Annotated in this window: 11 protein-coding genes; 4 read left to right on the forward strand and 7 right to left on the reverse strand. The window is 50.2% G+C overall.

Annotation, left to right across the window (positions count from 1 at the left end; all coding sequences use genetic code 11):
• The first annotated feature begins 156 nt into the window (after positions 1-156).
• The gene (tyrS, locus tag DXU84_RS16965) at positions 157-1,431 is read left to right on the forward strand and encodes a tyrosine--tRNA ligase (RefSeq protein ID WP_013576069.1); all 1,275 of its coding nucleotides are present in this window, start codon (positions 157-159) and stop codon (positions 1,429-1,431) included.
• A 103-nt stretch (positions 1,432-1,534) separates the two neighbouring features.
• Positions 1,535-2,395 carry a pyridoxal kinase PdxY gene (gene pdxY / locus DXU84_RS16970; protein ID WP_013576068.1) on the forward strand — a complete coding sequence of 287 codons (861 nt, stop codon included), beginning with the start codon at positions 1,535-1,537 and terminating at the stop codon, positions 2,393-2,395.
• A gap of 92 nt (positions 2,396-2,487) precedes the next feature.
• On the opposite strand, the gene gstA is transcribed toward pdxY, so the two are convergent.
• From gstA to DXU84_RS16990, 4 genes are all read right to left on the reverse strand, one after another.
• A complete protein-coding gene (gene gstA, locus DXU84_RS16975; RefSeq protein WP_013576067.1) occupies positions 2,488-3,093 on the reverse strand; it encodes a glutathione transferase GstA in 606 nt (201 codons plus the stop codon).
• Between the two features lie 173 nt (positions 3,094-3,266).
• Positions 3,267-4,133, reverse strand: a complete 867-nt coding sequence (gene dapA, locus DXU84_RS16980; protein ID WP_013576066.1) for a 4-hydroxy-tetrahydrodipicolinate synthase — start codon at positions 4,131-4,133, stop codon at positions 3,267-3,269.
• 124 nt (positions 4,134-4,257) lie between these two features.
• Positions 4,258-5,931, reverse strand: a complete 1,674-nt coding sequence (locus tag DXU84_RS16985) for a bifunctional diguanylate cyclase/phosphodiesterase (protein WP_013576065.1) — start codon at positions 5,929-5,931, stop codon at positions 4,258-4,260.
• A 558-nt stretch (positions 5,932-6,489) separates the two neighbouring features.
• Positions 6,490-6,759: a hypothetical protein gene (locus DXU84_RS16990; protein WP_153376269.1), complete on the reverse strand. Its 270-nt coding sequence runs from the start codon at positions 6,757-6,759 to the stop codon at positions 6,490-6,492.
• Positions 6,760-7,067: 308 nt separating this feature from the next.
• On the opposite strand from DXU84_RS16990, the gene DXU84_RS16995 reads away from it, so the two are divergent.
• Together DXU84_RS16995 and DXU84_RS17000 are read left to right on the forward strand one after the other, a co-directional pair.
• On the forward strand, positions 7,068-8,099 hold the full coding sequence (locus DXU84_RS16995) for a helix-turn-helix domain-containing protein (protein WP_013576063.1): 1,032 nt from the start codon (positions 7,068-7,070) through the stop codon (positions 8,097-8,099).
• A 164-nt stretch (positions 8,100-8,263) separates the two neighbouring features.
• Positions 8,264-10,159, forward strand: coding sequence for a diguanylate cyclase domain-containing protein (locus DXU84_RS17000; RefSeq protein WP_013576062.1), 1,896 nt, complete (start codon positions 8,264-8,266; stop codon positions 10,157-10,159).
• A 93-nt stretch (positions 10,160-10,252) separates the two neighbouring features.
• On the opposite strand, the gene DXU84_RS17005 is transcribed toward DXU84_RS17000, so the two are convergent.
• The 3 genes from DXU84_RS17005 to DXU84_RS17015 all read right to left on the reverse strand — a co-directional run bounded on the left by DXU84_RS17005 (position 10,253) and on the right by DXU84_RS17015 (position 14,234).
• The gene (locus tag DXU84_RS17005; protein ID WP_037035265.1) at positions 10,253-10,807 is read right to left on the reverse strand and encodes a serine acetyltransferase; all 555 of its coding nucleotides are present in this window, start codon (positions 10,805-10,807) and stop codon (positions 10,253-10,255) included.
• A gap of 130 nt (positions 10,808-10,937) precedes the next feature.
• Complete coding sequence (dtpA, locus tag DXU84_RS17010) at positions 10,938-12,449, reverse strand: dipeptide/tripeptide permease DtpA (RefSeq protein WP_013576060.1); 1,512 nt, start codon at positions 12,447-12,449, stop codon at positions 10,938-10,940.
• Between the two features lie 582 nt (positions 12,450-13,031).
• Positions 13,032-14,234, reverse strand: coding sequence for a peroxidase-related enzyme (locus DXU84_RS17015; RefSeq protein WP_153376271.1), 1,203 nt, complete (start codon positions 14,232-14,234; stop codon positions 13,032-13,034).
• Between the last annotated feature and the right edge of the window lie 149 nt (positions 14,235-14,383).

The raw sequence follows: 14,383 nt of genomic DNA on the forward strand, positions 1-14,383 counted from the left end.
AAAAATACGCGATTTCCTAGCGCTCGGACGACGGGCGCTTTATTCTATGTCGTTCCCCGTAAAGGTGAGAGAAAAGGCACATGCACGGCATGATGTCAGACATGAATCTGCACACATTCAGTACATATTTCTGAGTACAAACAAACGGAGTCTTTGATGGCGAGCAGCAACCTGATTAAACAATTGCAAGAGCGGGGCCTCATTGCCCAGGTGACGGATGAAGAAGCGTTAGCAGAGCGACTGGCGCAAGGGCCAATTGCACTCTATTGCGGTTTCGATCCTACCGCAGACAGCTTGCATTTGGGACATCTGGTGCCTTTGCTTTGCCTGAAACGCTTTCAGCTGAACGGGCACAAGCCAGTGGCTCTGGTGGGTGGCGCAACCGGTCTTATCGGCGACCCGAGCTTTAAAGCCACGGAGCGCAAGCTGAACACCAATGAAACCGTGAATGAATGGGTTGAGAAAATCCGCCAGCAGGTTTCGCCGTTCCTGGATTTCAGCTGTGGCGAAAACAGCGCTATCACCGCCAATAACTATGACTGGTTCGGCAGCATGAACGTGCTGACTTTCCTGCGTGATATCGGTAAGCACTTCTCTGTTAACCAGATGATCAATAAAGAAGCGGTGAAACAGCGTCTGAACCGTGATGACAGTGGTATCTCCTTCACTGAATTCTCTTACAACCTGTTGCAGGGTTACGATTTTGCCTCCCTCTACGATCTGCACAAAGTTGAGCTGCAAATCGGCGGTTCGGACCAGTGGGGTAACATTACGTCAGGTATCGATCTGACCCGTCGTCTGCATCAGAAACAGGTGTTTGGCCTGACCGTTCCGTTGATCACCAAATCTGACGGCACTAAGTTTGGTAAAACGGAAGGTGGCGCAGTCTGGCTGGATCCGAAGAAAACCAGCCCGTACAAATTCTACCAGTTCTGGATCAACACGGCGGATGCTGACGTTTACCGCTTCCTGAAATTCTTCACCTTCATGAGCATTGAAGACATCAATGCGCTGGAAGAAGAAGACAAAACCAGCGGTAAAGCGCCACGCGCACAGTACGTTCTGGCTGAGGAAGTCACCGGTATGGTTCATGGTGCAGAAGGTCTGGCGGCCGCAAAACGCATTACGCAGAGCCTGTTCTCCGGTTCCCTGAGCGAGATGACAGAGGTCGATTTCGGCCAGCTTGCGCAGGATGGCCTGGAACTGTTTGAAGTGCCTCGTGATACGGATCTGCAACAGGCGCTGGTTATCGCCGGTATGGCACCGTCGAAAGGCCAGGCGCGTACCATGATTTCCTCTAACGCGGTTTCTGTAAATGGCGAAAAACAGACGGATACAGAATACAGCTTCGCTGACAGTGATCGTCTGTTTGGCCGTTATACCTTGCTGCGTCGCGGTAAAAAGAACTATACGCTGTTGCTCTGGGCATAAGTTTTAGGCCGGTAGGACGGGGGGCTGCAAGGTCTCCCGTTTTTGTTCCCTGATATCAGTAATCCCGCCATCTCCCCGATGACGTTGCAATCGGAAATTCTTCATGAAAAGCATTCTTTCTATCCAGTCACACACAGTTTTTGGACACGCGGGTAACAGCGCGGCGGAATTCCCTATGCGTCGTATGGGCGCAAACGTTTGGCCGCTAAATACTGTTCAGTTTTCCAATCACACTCAGTACGGACACTGGACCGGCTGCGTGATGCCTGCAGCACATCTGACTGAAATTGCGCAGGGAATTGCGGAAATTGACCGTCTGAAGGATTGCGACGCGGTGCTGAGTGGCTATATCGGTTCGCCGGAGCAAGGGCAAAGTATTCTGGAGATTGTTCGTCGGGTGAAAGCTGCGAATCCCGATGCCTGGTATTTTTGCGATCCGGTCATGGGACATCCTGAAAAAGGCTGTATCGTGGCGCCGGGCGTTGCTGAGTTCCATTGCAACCAGGCGTTGGTTAACTGTGACATTATCGCGCCGAATCTGCTGGAGCTTGAACTGCTGAGCGGTCACGCCGTGGCAAGCGTTGAAGAAGCCGTCGTCACTGCGCGGGAGCTGATCAGCAAAGGCCCGAAAATTGTGCTGGTGAAGCACCTGAGCCGCGCTGGTTATCACAGTGACCGCTTTGAAATGCTGTTGGTTACTGCGAGTGAAGCGTGGCACATCGACCGTCCGCTGGTTGATTTCGGTGTCCGTCAGCCGGTTGGCGTGGGTGACCTGACCAGCGGTTTATTGCTGGTGAATTTGCTCAAGGGTGAAGCACTGGATAAAGCGCTTGAGCACGTGACCGCTGCAGTTTATGAAGTCATGCTGGCGACGCATGCGATGGGTGAATACGAGCTGCAAATCGTGGCAGCGCAGGACAAAATGGTCAAACCTGAGCATCATTTCCCGGCGGTAAAACTGTAATCACTGCCTGAATACCTCTTTTCCTGAATAAAAAAACGCCCCGCGCTGTAGCTGCCGGGGCGTTTTTGTTGGCGATCACACCACGAAAGCGGTTATTTCAGACCTTCAGCCGACAGAGCCGCATCAACAGCCGGGCGTGCGGCAACGCGGTCAAGGTAGGCGTTCAGTTCCGTCAGTGCGCTCAGATCAAATTTCAGTGCCTTCGCCCAACCCATCACGGTAAACAGGTAAGCATCTGCCACGCTGAAACGCGTACCCAGCAGGAAATGATTGTCTTTGAGGGCGGTATTCACGTAAGCAAATTTTTTGCTCAGTGCTTCGCGGGTTAATGTCTTGAACTCTTCGGGGGCTTTCGGATTAAACAATGGCGAGAAACCTTTATGCAGCTCAGTTGCAATGTAGTTCAGCCATTCCAGCGCGTGATAACGGGCCAGCGTGCCTTGTTCCGGCATCAGCTGACGGTCTGGTTTCTGGTCTGCCAGATACTGCACGATAGCCACGCCTTCGGTCAGAATACTGCCATCATTGAGTAACAGCGTAGGGATCTGCCCCTTGGGGTTCACTGCGAGGAAGTCATCACCGGTTTCTGTTTTCTTGGTCGCCAGATCAACCTTCTCAATGCTGAAGTCCAGACCCGCTTCACGCAGGATGATATGAGGGGAAAGGGAACAGGCTCCGGGTTTATAATACAGTTTCATAAACACTCCATTGGATGAGCAACCCGCCGGACCCCGCGAGACATTACCGTTTCACAGGGTGGCGATAGGGCTATATAAAAACTGCTTCTATCCTAGAACTGGCGGGAGCAAAAGTCAGTGTTTTAATTGTGACAGTGCGTCCGGTTACTCATATTCTGATCAAACATACGCCCTCAGCGCGAGTGCTGGTTCAGGAGGCCACGCACGGCCAGTTCAACGTTTTCAGGCGCGGGCAGCATAGGAGAACGCAGCTCGTTATCCATCAAGCCGTCCAGCGATAACGCGAACTTAATGGCCGCCGGGTTCGGGGCAGAAAACATCAGGCGAATCATTGGCAATAAGCCAAAGAAGGTTTTACGCGCGGCAACGATATCCTGCTCTTTGAACTGTTTAATCAGTTGAACAAACTCTTCCGTGAAAATATGCGACGAGGCAGCAATCGCCCCTTTACCGCCCAGGCTCAGGGTTGAAAATATCTGCACGTCTTCGCCACACAGTACGTCGAGTTCGCCGTCAGCAATCAGTGAAAGCGTCAGGTCTATGCTGCCTCCGCAATCTTTTACGGCGGTAATGCGCGGATGTTTTGCCAGCTGGCGGAATGTGTCCAGCTCCATCTGTACGCCAGTACGATAAGGAATATTGTAAAGCACCACCGGCACTGTGGCGTGATCTGCAATTTCCGTAAACCAGGCGACCAGTGCGGCCTGAGAAGGGCGGATGTAGTAAGGCGCGGGGATCAGCAAACCGGCAACAGGACGGTGTAAAATCGCATCCTGCATTTCACGGATAACCGGCATATGCGTGCCTGACAGCCCCATGATCACCTGATGACCCGGTACCACTTCCAGCACAGCATCCAGAACCTGCAGTTGTTCTTCTTTGGTGAGCATCGGGGCTTCACCGGTCGTACCACAGACGACGACGCCGTCAATGCCCCGTTTGAGCAGCCGGGTGCACAATGATTTCAGTGCAGTAAAGTCGATCTCACCCTGATGAAAAGGCGTGACCAGCGGGACCCAGATACCTGAAAACGATGACATGATGTAGTTCCTTAAACGGCGTGATTTATCAGCCTCGGATCATGTCAGTAAAACAGGGACGAGCGCCAATTGAATGAATTAATAAGGTGTTTTGAGTTATCTATGGTGCTTATAAATAGATGGTTTACGTACTGGATAACATGTTCATTTCATTGCTCAGTAACGTGCTTAACACTTCTACCGGTACGGGACGCGAGAACAGATAGCCCTGGAGGTGCGAGCAACCTGCTGATACTAAGAAAGTTTTTTGCAACTGATTTTCAACGCCTTCTGCAATGACGTTGAGATGCATTTTATTGCCAAGCTGAGACACGGCAGAAACAATCGCGGCGGTATCATTCACTTCTGTGACGTACTGCACAAACGAACGGTCAATTTTCACGCTGTCTACTGAGATATCTTTTAGCAAACTGAGGCTGGAATAACCGGTACCAAAATCGTCGAGCGAAATTTTAACCCCGACCTGACGTAATTTAGCGAGATGGCTGAGGCTGATCCCGTTGGCGTTCATCACTGAGGTTTCGGTCAGTTCAAGTTCGAGCCGTGAAGGCGGGAAATCTTCCTCTGCCAGAACCGCCAGAATACGCGGTCCGAAATCCGGTTCACCGAGTTGAACAGCAGAAACGTTGATCGCCAGATTGAGCCGTTCAAAATTCCTGATATCCCGACACGCCTGCCGCAGAACAATTTCACCGAGCTGAATAACCAGTCCGGTCTCTTCGGCCAGGGCGATAAATTGTACCGGCGAGACTTGTCCGAGCACGCCGTGGTTCCAGCGTGCCAGCGCTTCAACGCAAACGACTTTCTCATCGTGGCTGCGTAAAATAGGCTGATAAACACAGGTCAGGTCACCTTCTTTGGCCAGTGATTCCGCCAGCGCTTTCACCATAATGCGTTTACTGACGCTGCTGGCATCGAGCAATTCAGAATAAAACGAGAACATATTTTTGCCGCGCTGCTTGGCTTCCAGCAGCGCCGTATTCCCGCGGCGCATGATCTCGCCGGCGGTAATATTCTCTGCACCAAACATCACGATGCCGAATGAAATCGTAATCATCGGATTAGCCCGCGTCAGCGTAAACGGCTGGCGCATCATCACCAGTATTTCCAGCGCCAGATTATTGGCCATTTCACTGGTCGGATTATTGCGCAGGATAATCGAGAATTCATCGCCGCCGATGCGCGAAACTGTTCCGCTGTTGCCGACTTCATTACGCAGACGCTGGCCGAATTCGCAGAGAATGGCATCGCCCGCCTGATAGCCGTATGTGTCGTTGATGTAATTGAAATCGTTGAGATTCAACAAGAAGAGGGCGCAGGGGTCAGGGCGATACATGCGCCGGGCGGCAATCTGGCTAAGTTCTTCACTCAATGCCGTCCGGTTCGGCAAGCCGGTTAATACGTCATGACGGGCAAGGTAGCGGATCTGCGCTTCTGAACTGCGCAAAAGCGAAATATCCATAATAGAGGTCAGAATGAAATGCCGTGTCTCCAGCGTGACGCGGGATTTACGTACCAGCACATTGCGTCGCTTACCTGACGGGTCAACCAGCGTTTCTTCGTTGACCGTTTTCTCTCCGGTTTCCAGAACTTCAATATCGCGCTCACGCTGCCGGGCAGATTGTTCAGGATCTGTGAAAAAAGAAACATCCTGACCAATCAATTCTTCCCGTGGACGTCCATAAAATTCGCTGGCTTTCTGATTAAGGAATACCAGTTTACGCTCATTATCTTTAAGGACTGTCGCTTCGGGAAGAGCATCAAGAACTGCCTGGCATATCGCAATATCTGTAAGCATGAGTTAAATACCCCGAGCAGAAAATGAGTGTGATGTGGCACAGTTTGTTAGCCAGTAAACTCATCAGATTGTTTTTGCAATTATTACTCACAATCGGATGAGAATATTACCGTTGTTTTTAAATTTTAAAATTCAATCGGTTATCACGCCCTAAGTAAGGTATTCGATATATTATTCGGGTGAATAACGATCAACTCAGTTCAATGCGGTTTTTACCGGCGAATTTTGCCCGATACAAAGCATGATCTGCCTGGATTAATAAGGGCGAGACCGAATCCTGATTGGGCATCACGGAATGCCATACCGATATCGTTCGTCATCGGAATATTATTCTGCGAATTCAGAGCTAACCGAAGCAGGAGATAACCTGCCGTCAGATACGGTCCTGGGGAAATTAGCTTAACAGGACTGTGATAACAAATCGGTGAAAGAGTGTGGCGGGTATGCGAACTGTTATTGTGACTGATGATCCGTGCAGGACAGAAACACTTTTATCATATTTAGGAATTTCTTTATAAACGCTAAGGCGACGGAAGAAGAACAGCCTGACATGAAGTATCAGAGATGCTTTTTAGTCCCAAATTTTTCATCCCATTCGCGGCGGTAACGGCGGGATTGTTTACGGCCTTTCAGCCAGAGGTAAGTGCACACTGCACAGACACCCGCTGAGAAAACGATATTGCGCATATCCTGATCATAAAAAATGACCAGCACACAGTCGAGAGCAGCCACAATCGCGAACCACTTATGCATGTGCGACTGCCTGCGGGTTTCGGCATTCATTCTTTTAAGCTGACGTCCCTCTTCCAGAACCTTTCTTTTTACCATCGCACGCTCCCGGGATGAGTGGAGTCAATCATTTGACGTAGATTTTTTTGAAGGAGAGTAAACCGAAACAAAGCGGGTTATTATTCGCGATATTAACTGATCCTGAAATTATTATCGCGAACAACCTGCCAGCGCTATTCGTTGAATAGCGCGATTTACTGACTGATTTTACAGTCTTTTAAACGTTATAGGCTGACTAAAAAATAGTTTTTTATGATGAAAAAGTATTACCAATTACTGCTGAGGATTGATTTATCAGGCCGTGGTGGATTATCTTTTTAGGAATTATCTTAATTCTCGGTGAGTAAATGAGCGATTCATCATCACGAAAGATCGTTGATAGTGCGAACATTTATCAGGATTTCGACACCCGTTTTTACGAATGGGAAGACGGAATGTCCAGCGCAGGTTTTAAACTTGAACTGCCGGATCGCAACAGGGAAGAATTTGACTGGAGCGTCACCGGCTACAACTTCGGCCGCGTGATTGGCGGTGTGCTGACCGTCAGTGAGCACGATATCAATCGCCAGTACGGCAACCTGTTTTCGATGCCCGATCATATCGTCATTTTCATTGTGATTATCGGGGGGATGGACTGCCAGTGTTTCGGCGAGCGGTTCATGCTGAGCCAGGGGGATATCCTGATCCAGGATATGTCGCAGCCGATTAAAATCCATGTGTATCCGGGTGAGCAGAAACCGCGTCTCGGTTCTTATCAGTACATTATTATGCCCAAGCACAGCCTGCATTTTAATGTCGATATTGCCTCGTTACACGGAAAGCGTATTCCGGCAGCCTCACCGGTGAACATCATTCTGCGCAATCATTTTGCGACGATGGTGCAGGTGTTTGATCAGATGACCGAACAGGAAGTACTGAGCACTGGCGAGGGGGCGGCGTCGGTATTCCTGCAAACACTGCATCTGGTGGCGGGGAAGAAGGTGGAACATCCGTTTGAGCAAAGTGCACGTCTTGAGCGCATTTGCCTGTATATCGAAAAGCATCTCGGCAGGCCGATCAGTATTGATATTCTGTGCAAAGATTTTGCTATTTCGCGCTCAGGGTTGTATCGCCTGTTTGAACCGCTTGGCGGCATCGCGCAATTCATTCGCAGCCGGCGCTTACTGCTGGCGAAGCGCCTCCTGCGAACCTCTTCGATGTCGGATCAAAGTCTGGCCGCCATTGCGAGACAGTGTGGCCTGGAACCCAGCGCTTTACGTCGCTATTTCCATGAATTCTACGGCACCACGCCTTCTGAGATGCGGGAGAAATTCCGCCGTGATGCTGAGCAATCGGGGCAGGCGGATGCCACTCATGTGAATTGGGTGACTTCGCTTTAATGCATTGATTGCCCCATTTTTGTACGAAAAGTGTTAACCATTCACGCATTTCCTGATCTGTCATTATTCTGATTTTGCCTCTGCGAGGCGGAATCAGAGCCGTTTTCCCGGCCAAACACAGTAGACTTGGTGAAATAGTCATCAGTAATCATTGAGAGCGCATTATGTTAGTCCCTCAACCGGCAGTTGATGAACAGGCTCGTCTTGCCATACTGGCTTCTCTGGGGATCCTGGATTCCCCCGGAATTGAGGAGATCGACCGTATTACCCGGATGGTCGCCCGGCAGTTTCAGGCTAAGGCTGTCGTTGTTTCATTGATTGACGCGGACCGCCAGTGGTTCCTTTCTCACACCGGCATTGATATTCATCAGTCTTGCCGTGATACCTCCTTTTGCGGTCATACTATTCTCGAGCCCGGTCCGCTGATTGTCAGGGATGCCCGGCTCGATTTGCGCTTCCACGATAATCCGCTGGTGACCGGCGCGCCTCACATCGTGTTTTATGCCGGCTGTGCCTTGCATTCAAAAGAGGGTGTGGCGCTGGGCGCGTTATGCCTGATTGATGATCGCCCGAGGGACTGGTGTGAGGAGGAACAGCAGACTTTGCTGGATATGACGGCGCTGGTACAAAGTTATATTTTTCACCTTGAAAACCGGCAGTACACGGCGCGGGTAGAAGATAATCTGGCGAAAACTGAGGCTTTATTTGAACAGACATTTGCTCACGCTGCCGTCGGCTTCTCCTTAGTCGGACTCGACTGGCGCTGGCTGCGCATCAATCCGCAGGTGTGCAATATGCTGGGTTATGCCGAATATCAGCTGCGCGCCTGTTTGCTGCATGACGTGACCCATTCCGATGATCTTTATGCCGAAAATGTGCTGATTCCCCGTTTGCTCTCCGGTGAAATAAACAGTTTCTGCATAGAGAAACTTTTACAGCGGGCGAACGGCAGCACGCTGTGGGTGACTCTGACGGCCTCACTCGTGCGTAATGTGGCTGGTGAAGCCCATCACTACATTGTTGTCATCAGCGATATTACTGAGCGTAAACATATCGAACAGGCATTGTATTCACTGCAGGGGGATCTGGAACGCCGTGTGGCCGACCGGACTTATGAGTTGCAGGTGGCGATGGATCAGCTTCATCAGGAAATCGCCCAGCGTCTGACCCGGGAACGGGAACTGACGGAAAGCAAAAACCGCCTCAGAGCCATCACCGATAACATTCCCGCGCTGATTTGCCATGTTGATGCGAATGAACAATACACTTTTGTGAATCATTTTCACGCCAACTGGTATGGCGTCGAAGAGACACAGGTCAGCGGGAAGCAGGTCAGGGATGTGGTTGGAGATGACAGCTATCAGAAAATTAAGCCCTATATTCGCCAGGCTTTGCAGGGAATGACAGTAAGTTACGAAATCGAATTGTCGGATCACTCCCATCATGCCAAAGGCGGTGTTTTGCATACCACGCTTATCCCCTGCGACGATATTCGCAATGGTTATTACGGCCTTTCAACCGATATCAGTGAAATTAAAGCGTTACAGGCTCAGCTGGAATTTGAAGCAAATCATGACGCACTGACCGGATTACCAAACCGGCGCGCGTTCCAGCAGTCACTGATTCATGCCGCCGGAAAACAAGAAAAAGCAGATAGAGATATCGCATTGCTCTTTTTGGATATTGATAATTTTAAAGCGTACAACGACACCTACGGGCACGAATTCGGCGATTTAATCCTGAAGTTTTTTGGTTATACCTTACGTGAAAATCTGCGTTCACAAGATATTGTGGCGCGTCTGGCGGGAGATGAGTTTACCGTTTTGTTGAGCGGGCTGATGAATACTGAGAGTGACGTCAGCCGTATTTGCATCAGCCTGATGAGTGCTCTGCATTCCATCGAGTGTATCGCAGGTGTCCCGGTGGCGCTGTCTGCCAGCATCGGCGTGGCGATTGGTCGCGCGCGCCAGTCATTGCTGCCGGATGCGCTGCTGGCGCGGGCTGATGCCGCGATGTACCGCGCGAAACAAAGTGGAAAAGGCCGGTATTATTTAGGATGAAAAATTTAGGATAAAAAACCGATACAGGCCGGACACCGAGTAAATGAAACATTCCTGAGGCGATAAACGCTGTTCGCTGACGGCAGGCGTTTCTTACGTTTTGATGATTATCTTGCTGCTTTTTTCGTTATAACACACGGCATTGTCCGGGATGTTCTTATTGATGAACGACATCGCACCAATGGTGACATTGTGGCCGATAGTAATGTCATTGCCGATAATGCAGCAATTGGCGCCAATATCCACATTATCGCCAATGATTATACGTCTTTTCCCCTCATCCACTTTAATGCCGATGGTGGTGTTTTGCCGGATCCGGACATTCTTCCCAATCATGCAATGAGGATTGATGACGATACCGGTGAGATGAGGAAGCCTGATGCCTTCTCCGATCTGCGTTCCCAGCATGATCTCGATGCCATACTTTCTTATTAACGAGTAGTTAATCTTACGGGCGCGGGCTTTGCAGAAATGGCTGTCCGTCGCGTATAAGTAGCTTGCGATACGCCACCAGAAAATGTACCGGTGCTGGGGTTGTTTTATGCATCTGATGATTATCCGTCGCCAGGAGAAATCCTTTTTGTTCTTAAGAATATCGGCGGATAAATAGCGGGTTAATTGCTTATATTGACTGTGATTTTCGTGCATCAGGATGGTTCCGTTTTCGTAAGTCTCGCTTACGTAATCCTAACACAATGAATACTTATCCCAAATTTCAGCCATAAAAAAACGCCTCCCGGAGGAGGCGTTCGTCAGACCTCATCAGACGCTTGCGCGTTTACTGAGCAGAAGCCAGTTCAGGTTGTTTCTCATCAGTTTCACGATCCAGCGTCATGCGGTGCAGTTTAGATGCAGTGACCAGCATCAGCACAGCAATCACAGCGGTTGCAATACCAATCTGCAGGAACACGTGGCTATAAATTGCCAGTGAAGCATGCGCGTCATCAATGTCAGCAGGCACGGCAGTCAGATTGGCCACGTAACCCGCGATAATTGCAGCGGCTGCGGTGGTCAGGAACCAGGCACCCATGATGAAGCCCATCAGACGCTGCGGAACCAGTTGAGCAACCATCGCCAGACCCAGACCGGAAATCATCAGTTCGCCGATACTCTGCAGCGCGTAGCTCAGTACCAGCCAGTTTACTGACACAATGCCTTGCTCATTCGCCAGACTCGCGCCCCACGGCAGCACCAGGAACGCACCGGAACACAGCACCATACCCATCGCAAACTTGTGCGGCATTGGCATACGGTCACCGACCTTGGTGTAGACTGCCGCCAGAACCGGGCTGGCAACCATGATCCAGAATGGATTCAGCGCCTGGAACTGCTCAGGCTGGAAGCTGATACCCAGCAAATCGTGGCCTACGTTGTGGATAGCGAAGAAGTTCAGCGACGTTGGCATCTGGCTGTACAGCACGAAGAACACCACCGCTTCCATCATCAGCAGGAACGCCACAATCATCTTCCGGCGGGCGATGCCTTTCATTGAGAACGTTTCTTTCGCAAACACAATAATGATACCGACGGAAACCACACCCAGAACCATACGTGCGATGGTTTGGTTATGCAGTAACCAGCTTGACAGGAACACCAGCGCGACAACACCGACCAGCACCATCAGCAGTTTTTTGAACTGCAGCGGCGCGAAGTCTGGTTTTGACCCCTGACGTTTGACCCATTTGCGGCAGAACAGGAAGTTCACGATGGTGATCAGCATACCCACAACGCTCAGGGAGAACGCGACACTCCAGCCGTACTTCGCGGCCAGCCATGGTGTTGCCAGCATGGAGAAGAACGAACCGATGTTCACCGACATGTAATACATGGTGAATGCGCCATCAAGACGCGGGTCATCTTTTTCGTAGCAGGTAGAAAGCAGTGAGGATGGATTTGCTTTAAACAAGCCGCTACCGACGGCGATAGTCGCCATACCCAGATAAACCCAGAAAATTTCATGGCCGGAATAGGCAACGAATGAGTAACCCAGCGCCAGCACAATCGCGCCAAGCACGATCACGCGTTTTGAACCCAGCACTTTATCGCCCAGCCAGCCGCCGATAGCGACGAAGCCATAGACCAGCGCACTGAATGATGAGAACAGGGTGATGGAGTCGGCTTCACTCAGGCCAAGCATTTTGACCAGGTAAACCGCCATGATCCCTTGCAGGCCGTAGTAACCGAAACGTTCCCACAATTCGATGGAGAAGATCAGGTAAAACGCTTTTGGCTGTTTGAAGGCGTTAAGACTCACGCTTTCATTGTTTGGTGTTTTGTTTGCAGTTGACACTCGTACCTCTGTTTATTCCTTCCGGCCGTATGTGGCGGAAACGCATAAGTGGCGCGAAATAAGCACCCTTTGCATTGTTATAAGATGGGATGACGGCAAGTAATGTTCACTATCTTCGTAAATGTGGCAAGGAGTTTGACATATGCTGTTACATTTAACTTATCCGACGTGATTAAACTATGTTCGAAATGTTATGCAGAATTAATGTTTATGTTTTCTAAATAGACAATATGAATATGTTGCACGAATTGTAATCACTACTCTTATATTGCCATTGTTTTACAGGGAAATACTTAAGTAGTTTATTTGTCTGATTTGTAGTGAATATATAGTGAATATCTCTGGAGTATCGTGCTTCACATGGTGGTTTGTGAATGGCTTGTTTGCTGCTGAAGACGCAACCAGAACGGCGCACAGTGTAATGTGAGGCGTTTCTCGTTTTAACACTAAATTTTCGATTGAAAATAAGATTAATACGACTTATGCCGGTTAGGTGGCGCAGGTATTTACAATTGGCATCACCGGCAGGGGAATATCCTGCCGGAATGAGGGGAGTAAGAATGAAGGTAAACAGGTGAAGAACTACTGATTCAGGGTATCGCCCAGCGTCTGAATCAGACGGTTTGACCAGCTGAACAGCGCCGCAGTCAGCAGAATATCCAGAGATTGTGTTGCCGTATAACCTGCATCAGACAAACTATGCAGCTGGCGTGCATCAAAACGTTCCGGGGTACGGGTCAGGGCGACCACCGTTTCCAGCAAGGCAATCTCTTTTTTGTCTTGAAGATTTTTCGACAGCGTATCAACGGCATCATCGCGGTGATTTTCTGCGAATAATTCGTTAATCAGCAGCTCATTCCCACCCGCTTCAAGATACAAACGTCCGTGGATCCCGGCGCAATACAGGCAACCGTTTAGCTGCGACGTGGCTACGGCAGCCAGTTCACGCCACGCGGCTACCGGCTGCGCACCTGACTGCATAATATTATTAAATACCGCAGAAAACTCGCTCAGCGCGTCGGCGTCATGCACCAGCAATGTATAGAAAGAGGAAGAACGCGCATCTGGCGCGATTAAATCCAGTACATCCTGCTGATGCTGGCTGGCATTTTCCGGTACCACTTCAGGTAAACGCGACGTCCATTGCAACATTGCCAGTGAAAACCCTTTCTGCCCGCAACCTTCCGGCGAAGGAAATCCTGGCAATACGGCGGCGGCGCGACCACGTAAACCATTCAGAACCGCCAGTACGCGTGCCTGATAGCTGACAAAGCCAATCACTTGCGTAAAGGTCACGATATCGCGCGTGCTGAAACCCACGTCATAAAGCTGATGCAGCATCGGTGCAGTAATCAGGGTTGGCTGGGTTGCGAGTAATCGTGCGAACTGGGTAATGTGGGTCTGGCGGATGTTACTTTCACGGGAGGCGTCAGGGCTGGGAAGCGGAGCGAGACGGGCAGCGTAATGGCTACAAAGTGTCTGTACACCGCTGACCTGTGCCACCGTCAGCGCACTACTGAGACGGTCATACAAGGATAATGTTTCGGTACGTGAAACCTGCAGATTGTCAGGAAACAGTACCTCATAACAGGCGCGGGAGGCTCTCAATAGTCGCTGGCGGTCGTTAAGTAACTGGCGAAGTGTCGGGTCAAGTTGAGCATCAAGGCCCAGCAGAAAGCGATCCTGTACCAACGCAGCGTGCGGATCGAGCGGCAGATGACCATATTGGCTGGATTGTGTTTCATGATACCAGCCGCTGTGCGCGGCCTTGCGTTGTTGTTCCATGAACGGGTCCTTTCTTCAAGCCTGCTACTCAGGCAAATTATCAGACCCTATCGTTGCCGATACTGCTGCCGATATAAAATAATGTTAAGCGATAAATCATATCGAAAAGGAATAGAAGAGGGTGGATTTGCATAATAAAGAAAACGGCA

Origin of the sequence: Rahnella sp. RcJ3 (assembly GCF_009498575.1) — a bacterium.
GTDB lineage: Bacteria > Pseudomonadota > Gammaproteobacteria > Enterobacterales > Enterobacteriaceae > Rahnella > Rahnella aceris.